Source organism: Pseudomonas sp. Fl4BN1, from assembly GCF_009908285.1.
In the GTDB taxonomy this organism is placed as follows: Bacteria; Pseudomonadota; Gammaproteobacteria; order Pseudomonadales; family Pseudomonadaceae; genus Aquipseudomonas.
Map to the genome: position 1 here is coordinate 1 of NZ_JAAARM010000047.1, position 26,882 is coordinate 26,882.

A 26,882-nucleotide genomic window follows, 5' to 3' on the forward strand; every position below is an offset into this window, starting at 1 on the left:
ACAGCGAGTCGGCGCCCTTGAGCTGGATGTCCTTGATCGCAAAGCAACGGCTGTCGGCCGGGGTGGTCGGCGCTGTGGGAGCGGCGCTCTTGCCGGGCAGGTCCTTGAGTTCTTCGAGACGCCGCTGTTGGTCTTCCAGCAGACGGTTCTGCCGGTCGCGGATCAACTCCTGATCACCGGGATTATTAAAAGGGGCGGCAAGGATGCTGCTTGGCACAATGCTCAAGCACAACAGGCAAGACAATACCTGACACAACCTCATCCCGAGGGTGGAGAGAGACATATTCGGTCCTTCGAAAGGGCAGCAAGGGTCAAGACAAGGCGGGCGATGTTAATGTGCCACCATACTGACGTCAAATAAACGCTGCACACCCCGAAAAACTGTCGTACCCCCAGAATCCGGGCCCTGTAGTGGGTGCCGATACTAGATTTGCTCCGGTAACCGACACATCAGACGTTTCTGAATCTTTAGGAAAGGTTTCTTGGTAGCGGACTGTTGATCGGCCAGCACCGCGATGTCAGTGCAACTGTCGCCGACGTAGAGCGCCTCTGCGCTCAAGCGAAACTCATGCACCATGCGTTCGAAAAAAGCGCTGAACACCTCAGTCCTGTCCTGTCGACGCTCAGCCACTCCGGTCACCAGGAATGGCATCTGCTGCCAATCAGGACGCAGGTTCCTGATAGGCAACAGGGCTTTCATCAGGCTGAAGCAATGATCGACATCCAGAGAAAGCCTGAGCCGCCCGGCGGCGACAAGCGCCTTCAAGTCCTCACGCAACGCCTGATCAAAATAGTCACTCATCGTCTATTTCCACTGAGCGGGTTCAAGACGTAACGCCCAACCAGTGTTCATCAGGCACAACCGGCGCGGTCTGCGGCACGCACAAGCCATAAAAAAGCCCGGAGCAAGTCCGGGCTTTTTGTTCGCATCAGGCTGCAGGCTTATTCAGCCGCCGGCGCCTCTGGCTTGCGGCGCTTGAGCGGCGCCATACCATCCTGGCTGACCAGGCTGTCGCTTTTCGGCCGGTTGGCGCTCTTGCGCTTGGTCGGTGTCTTGGCCACGGACTTTTTCTTGTCGCCCTTGGCGTCGGTCTTTTTCTTCTTCACGCCAACGGCCTTGCCGGACGCCTTGACCTTTTTCGGGCCACTGTAGGTGCCTTTGACTTCCTTGATGGTACGGCGCTCGAAGCTCTGCTTGAGGTAGCGCTCGATGCTCGACATCAGGTTCCAGTCGCCGTGGCAGATCAGCGAGATGGCCAGGCCGTCATTGCCGGCACGGCCGGTACGACCGATGCGGTGCACGTACTCATCGCCGCTGCGCGGCATGTCGAAGTTGATCACCAGGTCCAGGCCGTCAACGTCCAGGCCACGGGCGGCCACGTCGGTGGCCACGAGGATCTTCACCCCGCCCTGCTTCAGGCGGTCGATGGCCAGCTTGCGGTCCTTCTGGTCCTTTTCACCGTGCAGCACGAACGCCTTGTAGTCCTGGGCCACCAGGCGGCCGTAGATACGGTCAGCCATGGCCCGGGTGTTGGTGAAGACGATGGCCTTCTGGTAGGTCTCATTGGCCAGCAGCCAGTTGACGATCTGTTCTTTGTGCTGGTTATGGTCGGCGGTGATGATCTGCTGACGGGTAGTTTCGTTCAGCTGGCTGACGCTGTTGAGTTGCAGGTGCTCAGGGTTGTTGAGGACCTTGGCGACCATCTCGCGCAAGCCGGAGCCACCGGTGGTGGCGGAGAACAGCATGGTCTGCTGGCGATTCGGGCATTCGTCCACCAGGCGCTGCACGTCTTCGGCAAAGCCCATGTCGAGCATGCGGTCGGCTTCGTCGAGCACCAGCACTTCGACTTCCTTGAGGTCGAGGTTGCCAGCGTTGAGTTGCTCGAGCATGCGGCCCGGGGTGCCGATGAGGATGTCCGGGACCTTGCGCAGCATGGCGGCCTGGACCTTGAAGTCTTCACCGCCGGTGATCAGGCCGGACTTGATGAAAGTGAACTGCGAGAAGCGCTCGACTTCCTTCAAGGTCTGCTGGGCCAGTTCCCGGGTCGGCAGCAGGATCAGGGTCTTGATGCTGACCCGGACCTTCGCCGGGCCGATCAGACGATGGAGAATCGGCAGGATGAAGGCCGCGGTCTTGCCGCTGCCAGTCTGTGCCGTCACCCGCAGGTCACGCCCTTGTAGCGCGAGCGGAATAGCCGCTGCCTGCACCGGCGTCGGCTCGACAAATTTAAGCTCGGCCACGGCTTTGAGCAGGCGTTCGTGCAGGGCGAATTGGGAAAACACGGGTGCTACCTCGAAGATATGCAAAAAAACAGCTGCATAGGGTAACGGTTTCGAGCGCGAAGGCCGAGTTTCTTTGTGCAAACGGTCGTAAAGAATTGGTTTTTTGTTAACCGATTTGTCCTTGACCGTAACTTTGCTGGGGTTAAATGCTCTAATCCATCCCTTGTGCCATATAGAAGAATCGATTTAGCCCATGGATTTCAAACAGCTCTGGCTCAATACCCAGGATCTCTGGGGAGCACTCGATCAACACCCTCTCCTGCATGCCGGCATCGGCCTGACCCTGCTGCTGGTGGTCGCCCTGGTACTCGGACGGGTGGCACGCTACATCATCCTCCACGCCGTCAGGCTGCTGGGGCGCCAGCCGGCCCTGCACTGGCTCAATGACCTGCGCCACAACAAGGTGTTCCACCGCCTGGCGCAGATGACCCCGTCCCTGGTGATCCAGTTCGGCCTGCACCTGGTGCCGGAGTTAAGCAAGACCAGCATGCTGTTCCTCGGCAACCTGGCCATGGCCTTCACTATCCTGTTCCAGCTCCTGGCCCTGAGCGCCCTGCTCAATGCCCTGCTGGACATCTACGCGCGCACCGAGCACGCCCGCACCCGCTCGATCAAGGGCTACGTGCAACTGGCGAAAATGGTGCTGTACGTGTTTGGCGCGATCATCATTGTCGCCACCCTGATCGACCGCTCGCCGCTGTTGCTGCTGTCCGGGCTAGGCGCCATGTCGGCGGTGATCCTGTTGGTCTACAAGGACACCCTGCTGTCCTTCGTCGCCAGCGTGCAACTGACCAGCAACGACATGCTGCGGGTCGGCGACTGGATCGAGATGCCCCAGGTCGGCGCCGATGGCGACGTGGTGGACATCACCCTGCACACGGTCAAGGTGCAGAACTTCGACAAGACCATCGTCTCCATCCCCACCTGGCGCCTGATGAGCGAATCGTTCAAGAACTGGCGCGGCATGCAGCAGTCCGGCGGTCGGCGGATCAAGCGCAGCCTGTACATCGATGCCAGCGGCGTGCGTTTTCTGCATGACGACGAAGAAGTACGCCTGAGCAAGGTGCGCCTGCTGACCGACTACATCGGCCGCAAGCAGGCCGAGCTGAAAAGCTGGAACGAAGCCCAGGGCAACGTCGCGGCGCTGTCGGCCAATCGCCGGCGCATGACCAACATCGGTACCTTCCGCGCCTATGCCCTGGCGTACTTGAAGAGCCATCCGGAGATCCAGCCGAACATGACCTGCATGGTGCGCCAGATGCAGACCACGGCCCAGGGCATCCCGCTGGAGATCTACTGCTTTACCCGCACCACCGCGTGGGTGGATTACGAACGGATCCAGGGCGACATCTTCGATTACCTGCTGGCGGTGATGCCGGAGTTCGGCCTGAACCTCTACCAGCAGCCCAGCGGCACCGACCTGCGGGCTGGGATCCTGCCAGCCGTGCTCGGCGCCAGCCATATTCCGCAGGTGGAAAAGCACGCGCTCTGAGCCAGTCTTGCCATCCACACGGCCCGGCAGGGGCGCCTTGGCGCCTCGCGCCTGGTCCGTCAGCAGACGCTGACCGGATACGGACGCAGAACCCGAGGCGCTGCTGCCTCAAGTCACGCCTCTGTCACCGACGCGGCAACCGCAACCTCGGGCAGTGGGCGCGCGGCCATCAGGATGCACAGCACCGACAGCACTGCGCACAGCGCCCCCAGCATGATCGAGGCGGCGTAGCTTTGGTAAAGGTCAAACAGCAACCCGGCAATGCTCCCGCCAATCAGCGCCGCGCCCCCCACTGAAAGGTACAACGCCCCCAGGATCGCCCCCAGGTTGGCGGTGCCGAACCAATCGGCGGCCAGCGATGGGTAGAGAGAGATGCAACCGCCGTTGACCAGGCCGAAGCACAAGGCGAACAGCGCCAACGCAGCGAACCCATCGGCGCCGAGCCAAAAGAGATTGAGCAGCACCAGGACGAACGTCAGCGCCACCAGTAGACGCAGGGAACCGATGCGGTCACCCAGACTGCCGAGGAACAGGCGCCCGGCAACATTGCCGACACCAATCAACCCAATCAGCAAGTTGGCCTCGGAAACCGCAAGTCCAGCCTCCCGAGCGTAGGGATTGATGTGGACGACCGCCACAAACAGGCCGACCGAGCCGCAGAAAATCGCCACGAAGTACCACCAGAAACGTCCCGTGCACAGCGCTTGCGCCAAACCCATGCCAGTGGCGGCCGGTGGCGTTTCCTGACGACACGCCAGAGGTGCCTGCGTTTGCGCCTGCGGCTGCCCCTTGACCAGCCAGGCCCCGCCAAGACCGACGACGAATATCACCGCAGCAAAGATCTGCAGCGTGGTTTCCCAGGAAAAGTGCTCCATCAGCAGCCCCGCGGCCAAGGGTCCGATAAATGTCCCGACCCCGGTTCCGGCCAGGGCGATGCCCGAAGCCTGGCTGCGGTTCCTGACGAACCAGCGCTGCACCGCGGTCACGCTCGGCACATACACCAGTCCAACCCCGAGCCCCACCAGCACGCAAAAACTCAGCAGGAACAACCACAACGATCCGCCGGCCTGGCTACTGATGAAAAAACCCAGCGCCAACGAGAGGATGCCGGCGCCCACCACCCGCCGGGTCGATATGCGATCGGCCAGGGCACCGGCAAAGACTCCGACGGTGTAATAGATGAATGCGGTCAGTGAGAACACCGAGGCCACGGAAAAACGCCCGACCTCGAAGTTGGTCTGGATGTGGGAGAAAAACGCGCCAAAGGAGTAGGCGGCGCCAAAGATCAAGGTCAACAGGACGTGGGTCGCGAACACCACATACCAGCCTGGAAATATCTGCTTTCTCATCACCACTCGCTCTCCCTGCTGCATGAGGCTGAACCTTGAAGTCGCCTGGGCTCGCCACGGCTATCACATAGACTTGTATATACAGATGAATGCAACTTTGCGGCCAAGCATTCCCTGCCAATCGCTCCGACTTCCGGGCAGCCCCTCGACATCCTCTAACTGCTTGTTGCCAAAGCAGAAAAAAACCGCAAAAAAAAGGACTCGCCGATTGTCGAGAATCGGTGAGTCCTGGTTGATTGGCCACGCTGAGGCGTTTGGTAACGTCGTGCAGCCGCTACACGGCAATCCCGGTGAACGGTGTGTGCGGGAGTCCGCCGACCTCTACCCCAAGGCTCCCGCCGACCGCCGATCCTGGCGGCTGATCCACACCGCCCCCAGAATGACCAAGCCGCCCAGCAACAGCCGCCCCAGCGCTTCATGCTGGTTCCAGATCAGCAGGTTGATCAGCAGCCCCACCGGCACATGCAGGTTGTTCATCACTGCCAGGGTCGCGCCGCTCACCAAGCAGGCGCCCTTGTTCCACCAGTACAGACCCAAGGCCGTGGACACTAGCCCGAGAAACAGCAGTACACCCCATTGCAGGGGGGCTTGCGGAAGGAAGTTGGCCTTGCCGAACAGCAGGAACGCCGGCAATACCACCAGCAACGCCCCCAGGTAGAAGTAGCCAAAACGCCGATAATGCGGCAGGTCGCTGGGGTGCCGCGCCACCAGATGCCTGTACAGCACCTGCCCGGCGGCATAGGTGAAGTTGGCCAATTGCAGTAGCAAAAAACCCATAAAGAAGTCTGGGCTGATGCGGTCATAACGAATCACCGCCGCCCCTGCCACCGCCACCAACGCGGCCAGCAAGCCCCAGGGATTGAAACGCCGGTTCAGGGCATCTTCGATCAGGGTCACGTGCAACGGCGTGAGAATGGTGAACAGCAGCACCTCCGGCACCGTCAGCACCCGAAAGCTCAGGTACAGGCAGACGTAGGTGATACCGAACTGCAGGGCGCCGATCAGCAACATGCCGCGCATGAACGCCGGTTCCACTCGGCGCCAGCGGGTCAGCGGAATGAACACCAGCCCGGCCAACAGCACCCGCACCAATACGGCGAAGTAACTGTCGACGTGCCCGGCCAGGTATTCGCCGATCAGGCTGAAGGAAAACGCCTGGATCAGCGTGACAAAAAGTAGATAGCCCATGTTCGCCTCATCTTGAATGGCGGCGACGATAGCGGTTTTGCCCCAGGAGATGAAATCCCGGGCAAAAAAAAGCCCGATCTCGCTAGGCGTGCAATCGGGCGGGGACACTGAAGGAGCAACCAGTGCAAAGGGAGGTTCGATGCGCGAACCGGCTTGAAGGGGGTGCGCAGGCGTTACTTGAACACTGGGCGATTATCTGGAGATTAACGGCAGCGCTTGCCCGCCAGACGGTCGCCTCGCGGCTCAGGCGACCTGGGACAGCTTGGCGTTGGCCTGATTCAGGCCCTTCTCGTGAAAGTCGCCCCCCAGGTTCATGCCCTCGGCATGGATGAACTCGACGTCATGGATGCCGATAAAGCCCATCACCTGGCGCAGGTAGGGTTCCTGATGGTCCGCGGCGCTGCCAGCGTAGATGCCGCCCCGGGCAGTGAGCACGTAGGCGCGCTTGCCAGTGAGCAGGCCTTGCGGGCCCGTATCGGTGTACTTGAAGGTCACCCCGGCGCGCAGCACGTGGTCGAGCCAGGCTTTCAGGGTGCTGGGAATGGCGAAGTTGTACATCGGCGCGGCCATCACCAGCACGTCGGCGGCCAGCAGCTCTTCGGTCAGCTCGTTGGAGCGCTGCAGGGAATCCTGCTCGGCGGCGTTGCGCTGCTCGGCGGGCTTCATCCAGCCCCCCAGCAGGTTGGCGTCCAGGTGCGGCACCGGGTTGCGGGCCAGGTCACGGACGGTGATCGAGTCGCCAGGGTGAGCGGCTTGCCATTGCTGGGTAAAGGTCTGGGTCAACTGGCGGGAAACGGAATCTTGCTGACGGGCGCTGCTTTCAATGATCAGGACGCGGGACATGGGCTGAAGCCTCCATCGGGGTATGCGTAAGTCGATGGAGCGCAGATTAAACAGAGTGATATCGATGAAAAAGCGCAAATAACTGCTATAACCAATCAATAAATTCGTTTATAAGCTGAGCCAGTTCCACCGTAATACGCCGCGCCGGCCCAGCTTCGATCATTTGGCCTGGCAGCTCAACTCCAGGCGCAACCTGATGATCTTGCGATTGAACTTGGCGGTGACGTTCTTGCTCTTGCCCGCGGCGACTTCCACCTTGCGCGTGCGTGGCGCCTCGGGGCCGTTGCGAAACACTACCGAACACACCGCGTCGGTGTTGCCGAAGTTGTTCAGTTGAATGGAGCCGATATCCTCATCGGTGTCGTAGGCGGTGTAGTCGATGCTCGTGCCGTTGAGCTGTTTCTCGACATCGATGGGATAGGCCCAGGCGCTCAAGGGCAACAGAGCCAGCAACACACAACAGAACTTTCTCATTCGGCAGTCTCCAATAAGGAGCGCCAGCTTAGGACAAGAGGAGCCCCTCATGAAAGCGCCCCGCGTGACCCTGGATCAATGGCGCACCTTGCAGGCCGTGGTCGACCACGGCGGCTTCGCCCAGGCCGCTGAAGCCCTGCACCGCTCGCAATCCTCGGTCAGCTACACCGTGGCGCGCATGCAGGACCAGCTCGGCGTGCCGCTGCTGCGTATCGACGGCCGCAAGGCCGTGCTCACCGAGGCCGGCGGCGTGTTGCTGCGCCGCTCCCGGCAACTGGTCAAGCAGGCCAGCCAGCTGGAAGACCTGGCCCACCATATGGAGCAAGGCTGGGAAGCCGAAGTGCGCCTGGTAGTGGACGCCGCCTACCCCAACGCGCGCCTGGTGCGGGCCCTGACCGCTTTCATGCCGCAAAGCCGTGGCTGCCGCGTACGCCTGCGCGAAGAAGTGTTGTCCGGGGTCGAGGAAGTGCTGCTCGAAGGCGTCGCCGACCTGGCCATCAGTGGTTTCAACATTCCCGGCTACCTGGGCACCGAGATGAGTGCGGTGGAGTTCGTCGCCGTGGCTCACCCCGAACACGCCCTGCACCGCCTGCAGCGGGAACTGCATTTCCAGGACCTGGAAAGCCAGCTGCAAGTGGTGATCCGCGACTCCGGTCGCCAGCAGCCGCGCGACGTCGGCTGGCTCGGCGCCGAACAACGCTGGACCGTCGGCAGCCTGGCCACCGCCGCCAGCTTCGTCAGCAGCGGCCTGGGCTTCGCCTGGCTGCCGCGGCACCTGATCGAGCGGGAGTTGCGCGAAGGCCTGCTCAAGGTACTGCCCCTGGACCAGGGCGGCAGTCGCCACCCGACTTTCTTCCTCTATTCCAACAAGGACAAACCCCTGGGCCCGGCGACGCAGATCCTCGTGGAACTGCTGCGCACCTTCGACACCGCGCCCCTGGATGCGCCCTTTGCCGCCCCCGAGCAAGCCTGATTTCCCAACCACCAGAACAGGAGTTCTGCCATGGCGTATTTCGAGCATGAAGGTTGCACTTTGCACTACGAGGAATATGGCCGGGGGGACCCCCTGCTGCTGGTTCACGGCCTGGGCTCGAGCGCCCTGGACTGGGAGAAACAGATCCCCGAGCTGGCGCTGCGATATCGGCTGATCATCCCGGACATTCGTGGCCACGGCCGCTCCGACAAGCCCCGGGAGCGCTATAGCATCAAGGGCTTCAGCGCCGACCTGATAGCCTTGATCGAACACCTGAACCTTGGGCCCGCGCATTTTGTCGGGCTGTCCATGGGCGGCATGATCGGCTTCCAGCTGGCGGTGGATCAGCCGCAGTTGCTGAAAAGCCTGTGCATCGTCAACAGCGCGCCCGAGGTCAAGGTACGCAGTGCCAATGACTACTGGCAGTGGTTCAAGCGCTGGAGCCTGACCCGCCTGCTCAGCCTGGCCACCATTGGCAAGGCCCTGGGCGACCGGCTGTTTCCCAAGCCGGAGCAGGCAGAGCTGCGGCAGAAGATGGCCGAACGCTGGGCAAAAAACGACAAACGTGCTTATCTCGCCAGCTTCGACGCCATCGTTGGCTGGGGGGTTCAGGAACGTCTGGGCCGTATCACCTGTCCAACCCTGGTGGTCAGCGCCGACCGCGACTACACGCCAGTGGCGGTCAAAGAGGCTTACGTAAAACTGTTGCCGGACGCACGGCTGGTGGTGATCGAGGATTCCCGACACGCCACGCCACTGGACCAGCCGCAGCGCTTCAACCAAACCCTGCTCGAATTCATAACCACAGTCGACACCACCACCCAGGATCACTGACCCATGCTGAAAAAAATCGCCCTCGTCGCCGGCTCCGTGCTGTTCGCTGCCAACCTGATGGCCGCACAACCGGCCAAGGCGCCTCACGTCCTGCTGGACACCAGCTTCGGCAAGATCGAAGTGGAACTGGATCCGGTCAAGGCACCGATCTCCAGCAAGAACTTCCTCGACTACGTCGACAGCGGCTTCTACACCAACACCATCTTCCATCGGGTGATCCCGGGGTTCATGGTCCAGGGTGGTGGTTTCACCGCGCAGATGACGCAGAAGGACACCCGCGACCCGATCAAGAACGAAGCGTCCAACGGCCTGCATAACGTGCGCGGCACCCTGTCCATGGCCCGTACCTCGAACCCCAACTCGGCCACCAGCCAGTTCTTCATCAACGTCGCCGACAACGCCTTCCTCGACCCGGGCCGCGATGCCGGCTACGCGGTGTTCGCCAAGGTAGTGAGCGGCATGGACGTGGTGGACCAGATCGTCAATTCCCAGACCACCACCAAGCAAGGCATGCAGAACGTGCCGATCGACCCGGTGCTGATCAAGTCGGCCAAGCGCATCGACTGAATCCAGCGGCCTGTCCCGGCGGCGGCGCCTACCCGGCGCCCCGTCCGTTTTCTGAACAGGAGAGCCCGTACCACGGGCTGCAGCCCCCATGCTCTATCGTCGTTTTGAACAACTGATCGACATCTTCCGCGACGCCCCCAGCGCCACCCCGCCCAATCGGGTACTGCCCTTCTACCTCCACTACATCAAGCAAGTCTGGCCGAGCTTCGTCGCCTTGTTGGTGGTGGGCCTGTTCGTGGCCCTGATCGAGGTGTCGCTGTTCAGTTACCTGAGCACCATCATCGACCTGGCCCAAGGCACGCCCAACGCCCAGGTGTTCAGCGAGCACGGCCTGGAACTGGCGTGGATGGCCGTGGTGGCATTGCTGTTCCGGCCACTGATGGTGGGCCTGCACGACCTGCTGATGCACCAGACCATCAACCCCGGCATGACCAGCCTGATCCGCTGGCAGAACCACAGCTACGTGCTGCGCCAGAGCCTGAATTTCTTCCAGAACGACTTCGCCGGGCGCATCGCCCAGCGCATCATGCAGACCGGTTACTCGCTGCAGGATTCCTCGGTACAGGTGATCGACGCCCTGTGGCACGTGACCATCTACGCCATCGGCTCGCTGATCCTGTTCGCCGATGCCGACTGGCGCCTGATGATCCCCCTGCTCCTCTGGATCGCCGGCTTCATCGGCGCCATGCGCTTTTTTGTCCCGCGTATCCAGAAGCGCTCGGTGGACGCCTCCGACGCCCGTTCCAAGCTCATGGGCCGGATCGTCGACGGCTACACCAACATCACCACCCTGAAGCTCTTCGCCCACACCCATTTCGAACAGAGCTACGCCCGCGAAGCCATCGCCGAGCAGACCGAGAAAAGCCAGCTGGCAGGCCGGGTGGTCACCGCCATGGACGTGACCATCACCAGCCTCAACGGTCTGCTGATCGTCAGCACCACCGGCCTGGCCCTGTGGCTGTGGAGCCAGTCGCTGATCAGTGCCGGCGCCATCGCCCTGGCCACCGGCCTGGTGATCCGCATCGTCAACATGTCCGGCTGGATCATGTGGGTGATCAACGGCATCTTCGAAAACATCGGCATGGTCGAGGATGGCCTGAAGACCATCGCCCAGCCGCTGCAACTCACCGACCGCGAGCAAGCGCCGAAGCTTACGGTGAGCGAGGGCGGCGTGCGTTTCGAGCACGTTGAGTTCCACTATGGCCAGGCCAACAAGGTCATCAGCGACCTCAACCTGGACATCCGTCCCGGGGAGAAGATCGGCCTGATCGGCCCGTCCGGGGCCGGCAAGTCGACCCTGGTCAACCTGCTGCTGCGGCTCTATGACCTGCAGGGCGGGAAGATCCTGATCGACGGCCAGAACATCGCCGAAGTGAGCCAGGAAAGCCTGCGCGAACGCATCGGCATGATCACCCAGGACACCTCGCTGCTGCACCGCTCGATCCGTGACAACCTGCTCTACGGCCGGCCCGATGCCAGCGACGAGGAGCTCTGGGAAGCCGTGCGCAAGGCCCGCGCCGACGAGTTCATCCCGCAGTTGTCCGACGCCGAGGGCCGCACCGGCTTCGATGCCCACGTCGGCGAGCGCGGGGTCAAGCTGTCCGGTGGTCAGCGCCAGCGCATCGCCATTGCCCGGGTGCTGCTCAAGGACGCGCCGATCCTGATCATGGACGAGGCCACCTCGGCCCTGGACTCAGAAGTCGAAGCAGCGATCCAGGAAAGCCTGGAGACCCTGATGCAGGGCAAGACCGTGATTGCCATTGCCCACCGCCTCTCGACCATCGCCCGCATGGACCGCCTGGTGGTCCTTGAGCATGGTCGCATTGCCGAGACCGGCACCCACGCCGAACTGCTGGCCCATGGCGGGCTGTACGCACGACTGTGGCAGCACCAGACCGGGGGGTTCGTCGGCATCGACTGATCCGGCACCTGCCGTGCAGTTGTTGCCCAAGGCGGCGCCGGGGCCGAAAAACCCGGCGCTCCGGTCCTGCAGAGAAACCGCCAAGCGCCAGGGCAAGTCCTGCCGCCTCGATCACTGCCGGCGACAGTCACTAGCAAGCAGCGGTGCCAGCGAAATACCGCGATAAAAACGCCAGAGCTCCTGGTCCAGGGAGCCCTGGCGTTTTTTTTGCTGCCTCTGGAATTGCGCCAAAAGCCTGCTGTACTGAGCCTAGGTTCCGGGGCGGAATCTGTAGTTGACCCGAGGGATGCATAACCGCGGTATCGCGTTGATAGGTTGACCTATCAAGGACTCATCCATGTCTTTGTTCAAACGTTCTGTCACTGAGTTGCTCGGTACGTTCTGGCTGGTCTTGGGCGGTTGCGGCAGCGCCGTGCTCGCAGCGGCATTCCCCAACGTCGGCATCGGTTTGCTCGGAGTCGCCCTGGCGTTCGGCCTGACAGTGCTGACCATGGCCTTCGCCATCGGCCATATTTCCGGTTGCCACTTGAACCCCGCCGTGTCCGTGGGGCTGGTAGTGGGTGGACGCTTTCCAGCCAGGGAGCTGCCCGCCTATGTAGTCGCGCAAGTCCTCGGCGGAGTGATCGCCGCAGCCCTGCTGTACTTCATCGCCAGCGGCAAGCCCGGCTTCGAACTGGCTTCGGGGCTGGCCTCCAACGGCTATGGCGAACACTCCCCCGGCGGCTATTCGATGGCTGCGGGGTTTGTCTGTGAACTGGTGATGACCGGGATGTTCGTGGTGATCATTCTCGGCGCCACCGACAAGCGCGCCCCGGCAGGGCTGGCACCAATCGCCATCGGCCTGGCCCTGACCCTGATCCACCTGATCTCGATCCCGGTGACCAACACTTCGGTCAACCCGGCCCGCAGCACCGGCCCGGCGTTGATTGTCGGCGGCTGGGCCCTGCAGCAGCTGTGGATGTTCTGGCTGGCTCCGATCCTCGGCGCGGTGATCGGTGGCGTGGTCTATCGCTGGCTGGGCAAGGAAGACAGCTGAGAATCAGGCCTGCCGATAGGGCAAGGCGTTCTTCGCCTCTTCGGCATAGGCCTGGACGCCCGCTCGCTCCTGCTGCAGGAAATCCTTCACCGCGGCGTTCAACCCGGGGTGGCGCAGGTAGTGCCAGGACCGCGTGAGCACCGGTTCGAAGCCGCGGATCAGCTTGTGCTCGCCCTGGGCTCCTGCGTCAAAACGCTGCAGTCCCTGGGCGATCGCATACTCCATGCCCTGATAGAAGCAGGTCTCGAAATGCAGGCGGTCGAACTCCGCCAGACAGCCCCAATAACGACCATAGAAACTGTCTCCCCCCAACAGACTGAATGCCATCGCCACCGGCCGCCCGCCCTGCTTGGCCAGGACCACGCGAATCGCCTCGGGCATGCGTTCGGCCAGCAGGCTGAAGAAGGTTCGGGTCAGGTAGGGTGACTGGCGCCGCACCGCATAGGTATTGGCGTAGCAGGCGTAGACGAAATCCCACTGTGCCTCCTGCAGCTCATGGCCTTCGAACCACTGGAAATCAAAGCCCTGCCCCGCCACCTGCTCGCGCTCCTTGCGCATCTGCTTGCGCTTGCGCGAGCTCAAGGCGTCGAGGAAATCCTGAAAGTCCCGGTAGCCACGATTCTGCCAATGGAACTGGCAACCCAAGCGTTGCAACCACCCCGGTTGCTGCGCCAGGGCCTGGTCGCTGAAGTCATCGGTGAAGTTGATATGGGCGCTGGAAAGACCTTCGATTTCCAGGTAGCCAGGCAGGCTTTTCAGCAGTTCGAGCGCGTCCGCCTGAGTCGCCGCCAATACCCGCGCACCACTTACCGGACTGAAGGGCACCGCTGTCAGCAACTTGGGGTAATAGTCGATCCCGGCCCGCTCGCAAGCCTCTGCCCAACCGTGATCAAAGACATATTCGCCATAGGAGTGCCACTTGCGGTAGCTGGGCAGGGCCGCCAGCAGACGGCCATCTTCCACGTGCAACAGGTGCTCGGCCTGCCAGCCGGAGCGAGGGCCGAGGCTGCCGCTGTCTTCCAGGGCACTGAGAAAAGCGTGACGCACGAAGGGTTGCCCGTCCTTGAGCAAGCCATCCCATTGCACGGGATCGACGGCGGACAGACTGTTCAAGGATTGCAGCGGCATCGGGGTCCCCGGAATTCAGATCGAACAACCCGGCGAGTATCCCCCATCACCGGGCTCACCGAAACAGCCAGGCCCCTGCAACGCGGTCAACGCCCCAGATGCTCCGCCAGAAAGTCGATGAACACCCGCGACTTGCGTGGCAGGTGGGCAGTGTTGGGAAACAGCACATGCACCGGCTGCGTCGCCAGGCGGTACTCCGGCAGTACCCGCACCAGGCGCCCGTTGGCCAGGTCATCAAGGACCACCCATTCCGGCAGCACCGCCAGCCCCAGGCCGGCCACTGCCAGGGCGCGAATCGCCGTTGCCGAGTTCGACTCGTGCCCGGGGTTGACCCGTACCTCCACCTCGCCCCGGCGTGGATGACTGAACGTCCAGCTGGCTGGCCCCGCCAGATTGCTGTTGCCAATCCACGGCAGCTCACCGAGGTCTTCGGGCTGAGCCGGAGTACCGCCCTCGAACACCCCCGGGCTGGCCACCAGGGTGATCGCATAATCTGCCAGCTTGCGGCCCTTGAACCCCGAGTCCGGCAGATGCCCGAGGCGGATTACCAGGTCGAGTTTTTCCGCCACCAGGTCATTCAACGACGAATTGAAGTGGTAACTCAGGCGCACCTCGGGGTAACGCGCAGTGAACAACGGCAGGATCGGCAGGATGAAGGTCTCCGCATATTCCGCCGTGGAGCTGATGCGCAGCTTGCCCGTTACGCGGTTGCGCCCGTGCAGCACATTGTCAAAAGCCGTGTCGATATTGGCGACAATCCCCTTGAATTCATCATAGAGATCCTGGCCGGTTTCAGTCAGCGCGACATGCCGCGTGGTACGGATCAGCAAGGTCGTCGCCAACGCTTGCTCCAGTGCCTTGATATGCAAGCTGGCCATGGCCTTGCTGATACCCAGATACTGCGCGGCGCGGGTGTAGGAGGCAAAATCCACCACCGCGAGAAAGGTCTGAACCCGGTGCAACTGGCCGTGCAAAGCTTCGCTCACTGTCAAATATCCTTAAACAATGAGTCAAGTATAGGCGCCTCGACAGCCACACCCCAAGCTCCCTAAGCTGCGCGCAAAAAGGGGGACGGCATGACCTATAGATACAAAGTGGCGGTGGTATTCCTCCTCGGGTTCTTTATCGACTGCGTGAACATCTTCATGTCGGCTGTGGCCATGCCCAGCATTGCTGCCCAGCTGCAGGTGTCCAGCGCCGCCGTGGCCTGGGTCGCCAATGCCTACATCCTCGGCCTGACCCTGGTGATTCCCATCAGCACCTGGCTGGCGGGACGTTTCGGCAATCGGCAAATCCTCTGCGCCTCGATGCTGCTGTTCAGCCTCGCAGCCTTGCTCTGCGGACTGGCCGATGGCTTCCTGTCATTGGTGTTCTGGCGACTGGTCCAGGGCATGGCCGGCGGCCTGCTGATTCCCTTGGGACAGGCGCTGACCTTCAACCTGTTCCAGGGCGCGCAACGGGCCAGGATCTCGACCCTGGTCATGGCGGTGGCGCTGCTGGCCCCGGCCCTGTCGCCGGCCCTGGGCGGGGCGATTGTCGACCACAGTTCATGGCACTGGGTGTTCCTTGCCAGCCTGCCGCTGTCACTGCTGGCGGCATTGTTGTCCTGGTGCTGGATCAAGGCTGAACGCAACACGCCGCCGCCCCGCCCGGACCTGCGCGGCCTGCTGTTGCTGAGCGCGACCCTGGGCTCCCTGCTGCTGTGCATGTCGCTGTATGGCAGCGGTTATCCGCCGTACCAGGCCTTGCTGTGCCTGGCCACAGGCCTGTTGTTCGCCGTGCTGTACCGGCGTCACTGCCGAGGTTGCGAACAGCCCATCGTCGACCTGCAACTGCTGAAAAATCCCCGTCTCGGCCTGTCGGTCGGGATCTATTACGCGATTCCCGGGATCTTCACCGGGGTCAACCTGCTGAGCCTGTTCTTCCTCCAGGACAGCCTGCACCTGAGCGCCCAACACAGCGGCATGTTCATGCTGCTGTACGCGGCCGGCGCCCTGCTGGCGATGCTCGCCTGCGGCCGCTACTACAACCGCCTTGGCGCGGCGCGCCTGTTCGCCATCGCCCTGGTGCTGCACAGCCTGGGCATTGCCGCCTTGTGCGGGGTCGACTCGACGTCCGACCTGCCACTGATACTGCTCGCCTACACCTTGATGGGCCTGGGTGGTGGCGCCGGCGCCAATACTGCACAGACCACTGCCCTGCTGGACTTCGCAGGCACTGATACGCACAAGGCCAGCGTGATCTGGAACATCAACCGGCAGATGGCGTTCAGCCTCGGCGCGGCCTTGCTGTTGATGATCTACAACCTGCTGCTCAGATTCCTCGAAGTCATACCGGCCTATCACCTGAGCGTGCTCCTGGCCGCCCTGGCCGGACTGATGCCGCTCCTGAGCCTGAACCGACTCAACCCACCCAAGGACTCCCATGCCCCACTCGATCATTAAGCAGGCGCAGTACAGCGTGCACTGGATTCATCAACTGATTCACAGCGTCTTCACCAACCAGCAGGGGGACGGTGCGGCCTGCATCGAGCAATTGCTGCCGCTGTTCGCCGAGGATTTCCAGATGGTCACCACCGGCGGTGCGATGGTCGGCCGCGAGCAGGTCGAGCAGCTGTTTCGCAGCGCCCTGGGCAGCCGGGCCGGGTTGCAAATCCATCTCAGCGACCTGCATTGCGTGTGGCAGGAAGGCCGCAGCGCGGCCATCCGTTACAAGGAAACCCACAGCCAGGACCAGGTCGAAACCTCGCGCCTGTCCCTGGCAATCATCCGCGTGCAGGCCGACTCGGTGCAGTGGCTGTACCTGCATGAAACCGCCTGCCCCTGAAGCGCGCCAGGCCAAGCATCAGGCAAAAAAAACCCCGCCGGAGCGGGGTCAAAACAACAGGAGCTATAACGGATGAGAAAGAGCTCTAGCAGGGTTAAGCGACAGCCTTAGAACACGTACTGCACACGGGCCACGAGGGCATCGCCGCTGTCATCGCCAACGCTGTTGGTGATTTTGTCGGTGTTGACCTTGATGTAGTTGGCGGAAACCTTGATCGCCTCGTTGGCGTACCAGTTGACCCCGATGGTGTTCATGGTGGCCTTGGCATCGCCGACGTCACGGGTAGCGGTGGCGGCTACGACGTTCTTGTCATCAACCTTGATGTTGTCGTAGCGGTAGAACACTTCCCAGGCGCCGAACTGCTTGTTCGTCGGCTTGATGGTGTCGAACTTGGCGCCGTCGAGTTTGTACACCCGCGCCTCGCCGGTCAGGGTGTAGGCCAGTTGGCCGTAGAAGCCGGTGGCCTTGACGTCCTTGTAGGCGTTGCTGTCGGCCTGCAGCTTGCGGGTCAGGTATTCCGCCTGGGCCGAGAACGGGCCGGTGGCGAAGGCGAATTCACCGCCGAACACCCGGTCGTTGTCGTAGGCGCCGACTGCGGTCTGGCTCGAAGCGTTGAGGCCGGCGCCGCCGCCGAAGGTGGCACGGTTGCCGTTGGTGCCGGCATCATTGCCGCCGTTAGTGGCGATACCACGAACGCCCAGGCGTGGACGGATCCGCGAGTCGAAAGCGGTGTCGCTGACGTCACGGCTGGCGAAGTCCAGGCCGAAGTGCAGGACGTTGCCGGTTTCGTGCATCGGGGCGAACACGGCACGGGCGTTGAACTGCTTGACGCTGTCGCCGTCCTTGTCGTTGATGTCCTTGGCCGCCACGCTGCCGGACAGGTAGGCCATGTCGGCGACTACCGAGCTGACTTGCAGGCCCATGCCGTTCTCGTGGGAGTTGATCCAGTCAGCCAACTCGTAGGCGGCGTTACGCTCCATGGAGGTGACCCACTTGGAGCTGGTGGCTTTCTCCAGACCGAAGTCTTCGTCGAAGCGACCGGCGCGGATGGTCACCGGCTTGAAGCCAACGTAGGAAATCGACGCCTCGTCGAAGTAACCGTCATCGGCGGTCCCCGAGTTGTGAGAGAAGTCGTAGTTGATCTGGTATTTCCAATCCTTGTAGGCGGTACCGCCCAATTCCAGATAGGCACGGCGGAAGTAGGCGCCGTCGCCGCTGTCACCATTCTTGGTGTAGAACCCGTCGAAGCGGCCATAGTCGGCTTGCAGACGACCGCCCAGCTTGAAGCTGAACGCGGAGTCGGTGGTAGCAACCTCAAGGCCGCCCTTGGTCTTGACTACGATATCGGCGCCGTCAGTGGTGACGGTGCCAGCGAAAGCCTGGGCGGTTACTGCCAGGGCCAGGGCGCTGGCGGCAAAACCGGCGAAGTGCTTACGGATCATCGAAGAGTTCCCCTAATTGGTGGTCTGTAGCGTTGGAAAACACGCGGGGTTGGCCCGCTGGTGTTGGGTGGGAATCTTGGCGACGGGTTATTTCAGCTGGATTGCTGCCAGATAAAGATTTGATTACAGGGGAACTTTTTTACTTCGAAAAGAAATAAGGCAAAACGCCCGTATTAGAGCCATCGCAGAGGTTTTTGCAGGGGAAAACCGGGACGATCCGCAGCTGTCACCTTCGATCGGATGACATTTTCGTGGCGGCTGACAGCCTGTCCTGCAACCGCTGGCGAAGGCCGTGCGAATACCAGGACGAACACAGAATGGGCAGGTGCGGGTGGATCCGGGAGGGGTTGCCTTGCAAGGCAGATACCGAGGCGGGTTCGCTGACGGCACCCACGTTCCAGCGCAATCAGAGGTCGCGTTTTTTCTCGGCAGCCAAGCGCTCGGCCAACTCGTCAAGACCTTCCAGAGGCGGCTCGGGAAGCACGCGCAAGGTGGCCTGGAGCAGGCGCATCTGGCGAATGAAACGTCGGCAGTTGGGGCAGAACAGCAAGTGATGACGCACCATCAAGCGTTCACGAAAGCTCAGTTGGCCATCGAGATAATCGCTTGAACGTGCCACTTGTTCCTTACAGGTCAGCATTGGCCGGTTTCCTCAAAATGCTCCACGGTGGCAAAGACCTTCAAGCGCGCCCGGTGCAGCAGCACCCGAACATTGGAGAGCGTGAGCCCCAAAAGATTACAGATTTCCTCCAGCTCCAGGCCCTGACGTTCGCGCAGCAGCAACACACTGCTTTGCAGTTCCGAAAGGCTGAGCAGGGTGTGCTCCAGGCAGTCGCGCAATTCCGCCTCGGTCAGCAAGGCTTCAGGGGTGTCTTCGTGCCAGGCAAAAGGCGCCACCAGCCAATGGCCATCGCTGGATGAAAAGCGCTCGTCGCCGACCGTACCGTGGGGTGCGGGCAAATCATCGAGCAACACTTCCCGACGGTTCTGCTTGTAGCGGTTCTTGGCCGCATTGGCAGTGATGGTCAGCAACCAGGTCTTGAGACTGGAGCGCCCCTGGAAACCTGAGAGATTGCGCACCACCGAGAGCCAGGCATCCTGTACCACCTCATCGGCGTTACGGCTGCCGACAATTGCATAAGCCACCGCGCGCATGGCGCTCTGGTAGGTACTGACCAGTTCCTTGTAGGCCTTTTGTTCGCCCGCCAAAAGGCGTTCTAGCAGTTGCGTATCATCAGCAGCGGCCATTCATGCCTCGTTCATCATGCGGGTTTGAGTGGGGTGTGACGCGCCGAAAGCCCGCGACGCCACACCCCGACCAGCGTAGATCAACGCTTACGCAGAAGGACGCTGCCGATCGAATAACCCGCGCCGAAGGAGCTGAGTACTGCCAGGGCACCGCTGGCCAGGTCATCCTGGTACTTGTGGAAGGCAATCACCGAGCCCGCCGAGCTGGTATTGGCATACGTGTCGAGAATCACCGGCGCCTCCTCCACCGAGGCTTCGCGGCCCAGGAGCTTCTTGACGATCAGGTGGTTCATGCTGAGGTTGGCCTGGTGCAGCCAGAAGCGTTTCACGTCACTGACGTTGAGCTGGTTTTGTTCCAGGTGAGCGGCGATCAGTTCCGCCACCATCGGGCATACATCGCGGAAGACTTTGCGGCCCTCCTGGACGAACAGCTTGTCGGGGGCGCCGACACCCTCTTGCGCCGCGCGGTTGAGGAAGCCAAAGTTGTTGCGGATGTTGTTGGAGAATTTGGTCAGCAGCTTGGTGCTGACAATCTCGAACTGGTGCTTGGATGTGGCCAGGTCGGCACGCTCGATAATCACCGCGGTGGCCGCGTCGCCGAAAATGAAGTGGCTGTCGCGGTCACGGAAGTTCAGGTGCCCGGTGCAGACTTCCGGATTGACCATGAGGATCGCCCGGGCCTGGCCCAGTTGCACGCTGTTGCAGGCAGCCTGGATGCCGAAGGTCGCCGAGGAACAGGCCACGTTCATGTCAAAACCGAAGCCCTGGATCCCTAGGGCTTCCTGGACTTCGATGGCGATCGCCGGGTAGGCGCGCTGCAGGTTGGAGCAGGCGACGATTACCCCATCGATGTCGGCGGCGGTCTTGCCGGCCCGTTGCAGGGCCTGTTCGGCGGCGGCGACAGCCATCTGGCAGAGCACCGACCACTCGTCATTGGAGCGCTCCGGCAGGCGCGGGGCCATGCGTTGCGGATCGAGGATGCCCTCCTTGTCCATGACGAAGCGGCTTTTGATACCCGAAGCTTTCTCGATGAACGCGGCGTTGGATTCCGTCAGCGCCTGTACTTCACCACGCTCGATGGCCGCGGCATTGTCGCGGTTGAACTGGTGGACGTAGGCATTGAAAGATTCCACCAGCTCTTCGTTGGAGATGCTGTTGGCCGGGGTAAACAGGCCGGTGCCGCTGATGACGACGTTATGCACGGTCGTTCCTCTAGTGTGTTGAGGCAAAAGGTATTGGCACCCTCGTGCCAAACCGTAAAGGGACGGTCCCGCTGGTGGGACCCTCCCTGGCATCGCTTTATTCCGATCCGCCCGGGCTGCCTGTGGTGCAGATAACCGGGGCCGGCATTTATGACGGCGGAGTTTGCCATAACCTCCGAAATTTCGCCGCAACTGCAAGATCGACGGAGTTGACTTGTAGGAGCCGGCTTGCCGGCGAACCGGGCCTTGAGCCTTGCATTGCCTTTGATGGCGCCTTCGCTGGCAAGCCAGCTCCTACGGGGGTGTTGGCTCAGGCGTCGACCTGGCTCCATTGCTTGCTCAGGCGCTTGTCGGAGATCGGCACCTTGGTCCCCAGTTGCTGGGCAAACAACGACACTCGATATTCCTCCAGCCACCAGCGGTACAGCTCCAGCTGCGGATCGCGCTTGCCCTCCTGGGCATGTTTCTGGGCGCGAGCCTGGTACTGGTTCCAGAGATTTGTCAGCTCGCTGCTCCAGACCCGGTCCTTCTGCACCTGGCTACCGAGTTTTTCGAAGCGCTGCTCCACCGCCTTGAGGTAGCGCGGCAGTTCCTTGAGCCACAGGGCCGGGGTTTCGCGGACGAAGCCCGGGTACACCAGATGACTGAGCTGGGACTTGATGTCGTTGAGCGCCACCGCCTGGGCCAGGTCGATCTTGCCCTTGAAGCGCTTTTGCAGGCCGTGCCAGAGCTTGAGGATTTCCAGGGTCAAGCGCGCCAGGCGCTCGGCGTGCTCGGTCCAGGCACCGCGTTTGCGCTCGGCCAGGGAAGCCAGCCCGGCGCCGTCCCGGGGCAAGGTGGCCTCGCCTTCGAGAATGCAGCTGTCGAGGCTGGCCAGGAGAATGTCTTCCACCAGCGCATCGACCCGGCCCAATTCGCGGTACAGCAGGCCCAGTTCGGTGAGCCCCGGCAATTTGCCACGGAGGAATTTGGCCGGCTCGGCCAACTGCTGCAGCAGCAGGCGCTGCAACGCCCGGCGATGTTGGAACTCGGCTTCGGCGGCAGTCGAGAAACGCCCCTCCTTGACCGTCCCCGCCTCTTCCACCAGCGCCGGATACACCGTCATCGACAGCCCGGCGATCTTCTGCTGGGTCTTTTCTGCTACCGCAGCAAACACCTTGGCTTCCACCGGCTGCTGGCTCTTGGCGGTCTGCGGCACCGCCAGAGCAGCCTGGCTGGCTTCGGCAAAACGCGCGGTCAGCTCGGCCAGGTCACGGCCCTCGCCGAGGAACTTGCCCTGGGCGTCGACGATTTCCAGGTTCATCCGCAGATGGCTTTCCACCTGCTGCTCGGCTTCGCTCCAGGCTTCATCGCTGACCCGCGCGCCGGTCATGCGCAGCAGTTCGCGGCCCAGGGCCTGGGGCAATGAGCCCTCGGCAAAGGTCATGCGCTGCAGGGCGGCCTTGACGAAGTCCGGCACCGGTACGAAGTTCTTGCGCAAGGCCTTGGGCAGGTTGCGCACCAGGGCAATGCACTTGGCCTCGATCAGCCCCGGCACCAGCCATTCCAGGCGTTCGGCGGGCAGCGCCGGCAGCAGCGGCGCCGGCACCCGCAGGGTCACGCCGTCCCGAGGATGGTTGGGTTCGAAGTGATAACTCAGGGCCAGTTCCAGGTCGCCGATGTGCAGGGTATCCGGATACTGCTTGGCGGTGACTTCACTGGCTTCGCGGGCCAGCACGTCTTCCTCGCGCATGATCAGCAGTTGCGGGTCCTTCTGGCTGTGGACCCGGTACCAGCTGTCGAAGGTCGCCGTCTGGTGGATCTCCGCTGGCAGGCGCTCATCATAGAAGGCGAACAGGGTTTCTTCGTCCGCCAGGATATCCCGGCGCCGCGCCTTGGCTTCCAGGGCATCGAGTTGCTCCAGCAACTGCGTGTTGGCGGTCAGGCACTTGGCCTTGGACTGGATTTCGCCGCGCACCAGCGCCTCGCGGATAAACAGCTCGCGAGACACCACCGGGTCCACCGGACCGTAGTGCACCGGCCGCCGGCCGACCACGATCAGGCCGAACAGGGTGATCTGCTCGTAGGCCACCACCTGGCCGCGCTTCTTCTCCCAATGGGGTTCGAAGTGGTTCTTCTTGATCAGGTGCCCGGCCAGGGGCTCGATCCAGTCCGGCTCGATCTTGGCCACCATGCGCGCATACAGCTTGGTGGTTTCCACCAGCTCGGCGGTCATCAACCACTGCGGGCGTTTCTTGCCCAGGCCCGAGGAGGGGTGAATCCAGAAGCGCCGCTGGCGGGCGCCAAGGTAGTCGCCGTCTTCGGTCTTCTGGCCAATCTGGCTCAGCAGGCCAACCAATACCGCCTTGTGCAGTTTTGGATAGTCCGCCGGTTCCTTGTTCAGGCTCAACTGCAGGTCGCGACAGATCAGGCTCAGTTGGCGGTGGGAATCACGCCATTCGCGCAGGCGCAGGTAATTGAGGAAGTTCTTGCGGCACCAGTTGCGCAGCGGGCTGGCAGTCAGCGCCTGGCGCTGCTCTTCGAAACCGCGCCACAGATTGACCAGGCCGGCGAAATCCGAGTCCACGTCCTTCCATTGCGCGTGGGCCTGATCGGCCGCTTGCTGACGCTCTGGCGGACGCTCGCGAGGGTCCTGGATCGACATCGCACTGGCCACGATCAGCACTTCCTGGAGGCTGCCGAGTTTCGCCGCTTCCAGCAACATGCGGCCCATGCGCGGGTCCACCGGCAGTCGCGCCAGCTGCCGGCCCAACGGGGTCAGCTGGCTGTTGCGGTCCACCGCCGAGAGTTCTTGCAGCAGGTTGAAACCGTCGCTGATGGCCTTGCCATCCGGCGGTTCGATAAAAGGGAATGCGGTGATTTCACCGAGGCGCAGATGGAGCATCTGCAAGATCACCGCCGCCAGGTTGGTGCGCAGGATCTCCGGGTCGGTGAACTCCGGCCGGCCGAGGAAATCCTCCTCGCTGTACAGGCGTATGCAGATGCCCGGCTCGACCCGGCCGCAACGGCCTTTACGCTGGTTGGCACTGGCCTGGGAAATCGCTTCGATGGGCAGGCGCTGGACCTTGGCCCGATAGCTGTAGCGACTGATGCGCGCGGTGCCGCTGTCGATCACGTAGCGGATGCCCGGCACCGTCAGCGAGGTTTCCGCAACGTTGGTCGCCAGCACCACGCGCCGCCCCGGATGGGACTGGAAGATGCGCTGCTGTTCCGCTGGCGATAGCCGCGCGTACAACGGCAGGATCTCGGTGTGCTTGAGCTGGGCCTTGCGCAGCATCTCCGCGGCGTCGCGAATCTCCCGCTCGCCGGGCAGGAACACCAGCACATCCCCGGGACTGCGGCGTTCGCTGCGTTCGTAGGCGGCGATTTCATCCAGGGTGGCGAGAATCGCCTGGTCCACCGTCAGGTCATCCTCGACCCGATTGCCCTCCTCGTCCTGCTCCAGGGTCAGCGGTCGGTACCAGGTGTCCACCGGGAAGGTACGGCCCGAGACTTCGACAATCGGCGCATCGTCGAAGTGCTTGGAGAAGCGCTCCAGGTCGATGGTCGCCGAGGTGATGATGACTTTGAGATCCGGGCGCCGTGGCAGCAGGGTCTTCAGGTAGCCGAGGAGGAAATCGATGTTGAGGCTGCGCTCGTGGGCCTCGTCGACGATGATCGTGTCATAGCGTTCCAGGTAGCGGTCGTTCTGGGTTTCCGCCAACAGGATGCCGTCGGTCATCAGTTTGATCAGGGTGCTGGAATCGCTCTGATCCTCGAAGCGCACCTGATACCCCACCAAGGCCCCCAGTGGCGTGGCCAGCTCTTCGGCGACCCGGCTGGCAACGCTGCGGGCGGCGATCCGCCGCGGCTGGGTATGGCCGATCAGCCCGTGCTGGCCACGACCGATTTCCAGGCAGATCTTCGGTAGCTGGGTGGTTTTACCCGAGCCGGTTTCACCGGCGATGATCAGCACCTGATGCTTGAGCAGCGCCTCCTTGATCTCGTCGCGCTTGGCGGCAATCGGCAGGCTGTCGTCGTAGCGAATCCGCGGCACGCTGTCACGCCGTGCCGTCACCAGATTGCAGGATGCCTGCAGCCGTTCCAGCCACTGGGCGAGCTTGGCCTCGTCGGGCTTCTTACGCAGTTCGAGCAACTGCCGACGCAACCGGTGACGGTCGGCGAGCATGGCTTGATCGAGGTTTTTCAACAGCTGGTCAATTGCAGGCGATTCGGAAGTCATCAGGTACGCAAAAGTCGTCATATGTAGGCAGGGCGCGATTGTCGCAGAAAAGCGCAGGTAATACGTAAGAGCCGGCTTGCCGGCGAAAGGGCCCGTGAGGATGCCTTCGCCGGCAAGCCGGCTCCTACACTTTCATTCGTCTTCCAGGCCCTTGCGCCGGTAAGGGAAGACGTCGATCACCTTGCCGGCACGAATGGCCTCTTGCAGGCTCTTCCAATAGTCGGCGTTGTACAGCTCGCCGTGGAGCTGGTCGAACAGCCTGCGCTGCCCGGCGTCGGCAAACAGGAACGGGGGAAACTCCTCGGGGAATACGTCGTGGGGGCCAATGGAGTACCAGGGCTCGGAGGCCATTTCGTCTTCCGGGGTGCGCGGCGCCGGGATGTGACGGAAGTTGGCTTCGGTGAGAAAGCAAATCTCGTCGTAGTCGTAGAACACCACCCGCCCATGCCGGGTGACGCCAAAGTTCTTCAGCAGCATGTCACCGGGAAAGATGTTGGCCGCCGCCAGTTGCTTGATCGCCAGGCCGTAATCCTCCAGCGCCTCGCGCACCTGGGCCTCGTTGGCGTGCTCCAGATAAAGATTGAGCGGGGTCATCCGTCGCTCGGTCCAGCAGTGGCGGATCAGCACCGTTTCACCCTCCACCGACACGGTCGACGCCGCCACCTCCAGCAGCTCCTCAAGGCAGGCCGGTTCGAATTTGCTCAGGGGGAAACGGAAGTCGGCGAACTCTTGGGTGTCGGCCATGCGCCCGACCCGGTCGACGCTTTTCACCAGCCGGTACTTTTCGATCACCGTGGCTCGGTCGACGTTCTTGGACGGCGAGAACCGGTCCTTGATGATCTTGAACACAGTGTTGAAGCCCGGCAGGGTGAACACGCTCATGACCATGCCACGGACCCCGGGGGCCATGATGAAACGGTCATCGGTGCTGGCCAGGTGATTGATCAGGGCCCGGTAGAATTCCGACTTGCCGTGCTTGTAGAAACCAATGGAGGTGTACAGCTCGGCGATGTGCTTGCCCGGCAGGATGCGCTTGAGAAAGCCGATGAACTCCGCCGGCACCGGCACGTCCACCATGAAGTACGAGCGGGTGAAGGAGAAGATGATCGAAACATCCGCCTCGTCGGTGATCAGCGCATCGATCTGGATGCCCCGGCCCTCACGGTGCAGCAGCGGGATCACCAGCGGCCATTGTTCTTCATGGGTAAAGATGCGCCCCACCAGGTAGGCGCCCTTGTTGCGATAGAGCACCGAGGAAAACAGTTCCAGGGTCAGTTCCGGGTCCTTGCACACCCAGTCCGGCAGGCTTTCCCGCAGCTGCGCCTCCAGGCGTCGCAGGTCTCCCGGCAGGTCGGCGTAGTCCTCGCTGAAGCGGTAGTCGGCGAACACCTGCGCCAGCACCCCGGAAAGATCGCCCTGGGGTTTGTAAGTGCGGGTCTGCGCAGCCCGGGCACGACGCAGGCTGGGCCGGGTGGTGTGGATGAACATGCAGCCGTCGCTGATCAGGTCATGGCTGAACAGCCCACAGAAGATCGAGTTGTACCAGGTCTCGGAGAGTTCATCGTCGAAGCGCAGGTCGATCAGGCTGATGTAGGCACTTTTCACCAACGGCCACTGGCTCACGTCCATCAGCGAGTCTTCACTGAAGGCCTGATGCAGACGGGCAACGGTTTCCCCGACCTTTTCCTCATACAGGTTGATCCGCGCCGCCGAGGCCGTCTGCGCCTCTTGCCACTGCGCGCCCTCGAAACGTCGCCGGGCGCCGTCGGTGATCTGGCGAAAGTGTTCGCGGTAGTCGTCGAAGCCCTCAAGGATCATTCGAGCGATATCGGCGGCGGGCCATGACTGCGACAT

At 62.3% G+C, this 26,882-nt stretch carries 22 protein-coding genes and 1 pseudogene; 8 read left to right on the plus strand and 15 right to left on the minus strand.

What is annotated here, in order from left to right:
- The 3 genes and pseudogenes from GV818_RS30470 to GV818_RS30480 form a co-directional block, all read right to left on the minus strand.
- Positions 1-283 (minus strand): annotated as a pseudogene (locus GV818_RS30470) (ShlB/FhaC/HecB family hemolysin secretion/activation protein); the annotation flags it as partial.
- Positions 284-424: 141 nt separating this feature from the next.
- Positions 425-802: a hypothetical protein gene (locus GV818_RS30475; RefSeq protein ID WP_161757545.1), complete on the minus strand. Its 378-nt coding sequence runs from the start codon at positions 800-802 to the stop codon at positions 425-427.
- Positions 803-942: 140 nt separating this feature from the next.
- Complete coding sequence (locus GV818_RS30480) at positions 943-2,283, minus strand: DEAD/DEAH box helicase (RefSeq protein ID WP_161757546.1); 1,341 nt, start codon at positions 2,281-2,283, stop codon at positions 943-945.
- A gap of 193 nt (positions 2,284-2,476) precedes the next feature.
- On the opposite strand from GV818_RS30480, the gene GV818_RS30485 reads away from it, so the two are divergent.
- Positions 2,477-3,775, plus strand: coding sequence for a mechanosensitive ion channel family protein (locus GV818_RS30485; protein ID WP_161757547.1), 1,299 nt, complete (start codon positions 2,477-2,479; stop codon positions 3,773-3,775).
- Between the two features lie 113 nt (positions 3,776-3,888).
- Here the strand turns inward: GV818_RS30485 and GV818_RS30490 are convergent, their stop codons facing one another.
- From GV818_RS30490 to GV818_RS30505, 4 genes are all read right to left on the minus strand, one after another.
- The gene (locus GV818_RS30490) at positions 3,889-5,124 is read right to left on the minus strand and encodes an MFS transporter (RefSeq protein ID WP_218579766.1); all 1,236 of its coding nucleotides are present in this window, start codon (positions 5,122-5,124) and stop codon (positions 3,889-3,891) included.
- 321 nt (positions 5,125-5,445) lie between these two features.
- Positions 5,446-6,312, minus strand: coding sequence for a carboxylate/amino acid/amine transporter (locus GV818_RS30495; protein ID WP_161757548.1), 867 nt, complete (start codon positions 6,310-6,312; stop codon positions 5,446-5,448).
- Between the two features lie 243 nt (positions 6,313-6,555).
- Positions 6,556-7,155: an FMN-dependent NADH-azoreductase gene (locus tag GV818_RS30500; protein WP_161757549.1), complete on the minus strand. Its 600-nt coding sequence runs from the start codon at positions 7,153-7,155 to the stop codon at positions 6,556-6,558.
- A gap of 159 nt (positions 7,156-7,314) precedes the next feature.
- Positions 7,315-7,629, minus strand: a complete 315-nt coding sequence (locus GV818_RS30505; RefSeq protein WP_161757550.1) for a 3-phosphoglycerate kinase — start codon at positions 7,627-7,629, stop codon at positions 7,315-7,317.
- 49 nt (positions 7,630-7,678) lie between these two features.
- On the opposite strand from GV818_RS30505, the gene GV818_RS30510 reads away from it, so the two are divergent.
- From GV818_RS30510 to aqpZ, 5 genes are all read left to right on the plus strand, one after another.
- A complete protein-coding gene (locus tag GV818_RS30510; protein ID WP_161757551.1) occupies positions 7,679-8,602 on the plus strand; it encodes a LysR family transcriptional regulator in 924 nt (307 codons plus the stop codon).
- A gap of 30 nt (positions 8,603-8,632) precedes the next feature.
- Positions 8,633-9,436, plus strand: a complete 804-nt coding sequence (locus GV818_RS30515; RefSeq protein ID WP_161778361.1) for an alpha/beta fold hydrolase — start codon at positions 8,633-8,635, stop codon at positions 9,434-9,436.
- Positions 9,437-9,439: 3 nt separating this feature from the next.
- On the plus strand, positions 9,440-10,003 hold the full coding sequence (locus GV818_RS30520) for a peptidylprolyl isomerase (protein ID WP_161757553.1): 564 nt from the start codon (positions 9,440-9,442) through the stop codon (positions 10,001-10,003).
- A gap of 88 nt (positions 10,004-10,091) precedes the next feature.
- Entirely contained in the window at positions 10,092-11,924 is a 1,833-nt protein-coding gene (locus GV818_RS30525) for an ABC transporter ATP-binding protein (protein WP_161757554.1), read from the plus strand.
- A 337-nt stretch (positions 11,925-12,261) separates the two neighbouring features.
- On the plus strand, positions 12,262-12,960 hold the full coding sequence (aqpZ, locus tag GV818_RS30530; RefSeq protein WP_161757555.1) for an aquaporin Z: 699 nt from the start codon (positions 12,262-12,264) through the stop codon (positions 12,958-12,960).
- A 3-nt stretch (positions 12,961-12,963) separates the two neighbouring features.
- Here the strand turns inward: aqpZ and GV818_RS30535 are convergent, their stop codons facing one another.
- Both GV818_RS30535 and GV818_RS30540 read right to left on the minus strand, forming a co-directional pair.
- The gene (locus GV818_RS30535; protein WP_161757556.1) at positions 12,964-14,088 is read right to left on the minus strand and encodes a GNAT family N-acetyltransferase; all 1,125 of its coding nucleotides are present in this window, start codon (positions 14,086-14,088) and stop codon (positions 12,964-12,966) included.
- A gap of 86 nt (positions 14,089-14,174) precedes the next feature.
- A complete protein-coding gene (locus GV818_RS30540) occupies positions 14,175-15,080 on the minus strand; it encodes a LysR family transcriptional regulator (RefSeq protein WP_161778362.1) in 906 nt (301 codons plus the stop codon).
- Positions 15,081-15,164: 84 nt separating this feature from the next.
- Between GV818_RS30540 and GV818_RS30545 the strand changes: the two genes are divergently transcribed.
- Positions 15,165-16,532: an MFS transporter gene (locus GV818_RS30545; protein ID WP_161778363.1), complete on the plus strand. Its 1,368-nt coding sequence runs from the start codon at positions 15,165-15,167 to the stop codon at positions 16,530-16,532.
- The gene (locus GV818_RS30550; protein WP_178125201.1) at positions 16,513-16,914 is read left to right on the plus strand and encodes a DUF4440 domain-containing protein; all 402 of its coding nucleotides are present in this window, start codon (positions 16,513-16,515) and stop codon (positions 16,912-16,914) included. Before GV818_RS30545 ends, GV818_RS30550 begins: the two co-directional genes overlap by 20 nt.
- Before the next feature lie 107 nt (positions 16,915-17,021).
- On the opposite strand, the gene GV818_RS30555 is transcribed toward GV818_RS30550, so the two are convergent.
- The 6 genes from GV818_RS30555 to aceK all read right to left on the minus strand — a co-directional run bounded on the left by GV818_RS30555 (position 17,022) and on the right by aceK (position 26,882).
- Positions 17,022-18,356, minus strand: coding sequence for an OprO/OprP family phosphate-selective porin (locus GV818_RS30555; RefSeq protein WP_161757559.1), 1,335 nt, complete (start codon positions 18,354-18,356; stop codon positions 17,022-17,024).
- 406 nt (positions 18,357-18,762) lie between these two features.
- Positions 18,763-18,996, minus strand: coding sequence for an anti-sigma factor family protein (locus GV818_RS30560; protein WP_025127985.1), 234 nt, complete (start codon positions 18,994-18,996; stop codon positions 18,763-18,765).
- On the minus strand, positions 18,990-19,604 hold the full coding sequence (locus GV818_RS30565; RefSeq protein WP_161757560.1) for an RNA polymerase sigma factor: 615 nt from the start codon (positions 19,602-19,604) through the stop codon (positions 18,990-18,992). The genes GV818_RS30560 and GV818_RS30565 overlap by 7 nt, the downstream gene beginning before the upstream one ends.
- Positions 19,605-19,684: 80 nt before the next feature.
- The gene (locus tag GV818_RS30570; protein WP_161757561.1) at positions 19,685-20,806 is read right to left on the minus strand and encodes a beta-ketoacyl-ACP synthase III; all 1,122 of its coding nucleotides are present in this window, start codon (positions 20,804-20,806) and stop codon (positions 19,685-19,687) included.
- 310 nt (positions 20,807-21,116) lie between these two features.
- Positions 21,117-25,028 carry an ATP-dependent RNA helicase HrpA gene (hrpA, locus tag GV818_RS30575; protein ID WP_161778364.1) on the minus strand — a complete coding sequence of 1,304 codons (3,912 nt, stop codon included), beginning with the start codon at positions 25,026-25,028 and terminating at the stop codon, positions 21,117-21,119.
- 132 nt (positions 25,029-25,160) lie between these two features.
- Positions 25,161-26,882, minus strand: coding sequence for a bifunctional isocitrate dehydrogenase kinase/phosphatase (gene aceK / locus GV818_RS30580; protein WP_161778365.1), 1,722 nt, complete (start codon positions 26,880-26,882; stop codon positions 25,161-25,163).

What these genes read in the sequence shown, in the direction of transcription:
- GV818_RS30505 (WP_161757550.1), bottom strand. Translation starts at nt 7,629, where the DNA reads ATGAGAAAGTTCTGTTGTGTGTTGCTGGCTCTGTTGCCCTTGAGCGCC.
- aceK (WP_161778365.1), bottom strand. Translation starts at nt 26,882, where the DNA reads ATGTCGCAGTCATGGCCCGCCGCCGATATCGCTCGAATGATCCTTGAG.
- GV818_RS30545 (WP_161778363.1), top strand. Translation starts at nt 15,165, where the DNA reads ATGACCTATAGATACAAAGTGGCGGTGGTATTCCTCCTCGGGTTCTTT.
- GV818_RS30485 (WP_161757547.1), top strand. Translation starts at nt 2,477, where the DNA reads ATGGATTTCAAACAGCTCTGGCTCAATACCCAGGATCTCTGGGGAGCA.
- GV818_RS30515 (WP_161778361.1), top strand. Translation starts at nt 8,633, where the DNA reads ATGGCGTATTTCGAGCATGAAGGTTGCACTTTGCACTACGAGGAATAT.
- GV818_RS30500 (WP_161757549.1), bottom strand. Translation starts at nt 7,155, where the DNA reads ATGTCCCGCGTCCTGATCATTGAAAGCAGCGCCCGTCAGCAAGATTCC.
- GV818_RS30495 (WP_161757548.1), bottom strand. Translation starts at nt 6,312, where the DNA reads ATGGGCTATCTACTTTTTGTCACGCTGATCCAGGCGTTTTCCTTCAGC.
- GV818_RS30510 (WP_161757551.1), top strand. Translation starts at nt 7,679, where the DNA reads ATGAAAGCGCCCCGCGTGACCCTGGATCAATGGCGCACCTTGCAGGCC.
- GV818_RS30555 (WP_161757559.1), bottom strand. Translation starts at nt 18,356, where the DNA reads ATGATCCGTAAGCACTTCGCCGGTTTTGCCGCCAGCGCCCTGGCCCTG.
- hrpA (WP_161778364.1), bottom strand. Translation starts at nt 25,028, where the DNA reads ATGACTTCCGAATCGCCTGCAATTGACCAGCTGTTGAAAAACCTCGAT.
- GV818_RS30535 (WP_161757556.1), bottom strand. Translation starts at nt 14,088, where the DNA reads ATGCCGCTGCAATCCTTGAACAGTCTGTCCGCCGTCGATCCCGTGCAA.
- aqpZ (WP_161757555.1), top strand. Translation starts at nt 12,262, where the DNA reads ATGTCTTTGTTCAAACGTTCTGTCACTGAGTTGCTCGGTACGTTCTGG.
- GV818_RS30475 (WP_161757545.1), bottom strand. Translation starts at nt 802, where the DNA reads ATGAGTGACTATTTTGATCAGGCGTTGCGTGAGGACTTGAAGGCGCTT.
- GV818_RS30565 (WP_161757560.1), bottom strand. Translation starts at nt 19,604, where the DNA reads ATGGCCGCTGCTGATGATACGCAACTGCTAGAACGCCTTTTGGCGGGC.
- GV818_RS30520 (WP_161757553.1), top strand. Translation starts at nt 9,440, where the DNA reads ATGCTGAAAAAAATCGCCCTCGTCGCCGGCTCCGTGCTGTTCGCTGCC.
- GV818_RS30550 (WP_178125201.1), top strand. Translation starts at nt 16,513, where the DNA reads ATGCCCCACTCGATCATTAAGCAGGCGCAGTACAGCGTGCACTGGATT.
- GV818_RS30490 (WP_218579766.1), bottom strand. Translation starts at nt 5,124, where the DNA reads ATGAGAAAGCAGATATTTCCAGGCTGGTATGTGGTGTTCGCGACCCAC.
- GV818_RS30525 (WP_161757554.1), top strand. Translation starts at nt 10,092, where the DNA reads ATGCTCTATCGTCGTTTTGAACAACTGATCGACATCTTCCGCGACGCC.
- GV818_RS30560 (WP_025127985.1), bottom strand. Translation starts at nt 18,996, where the DNA reads ATGCTGACCTGTAAGGAACAAGTGGCACGTTCAAGCGATTATCTCGAT.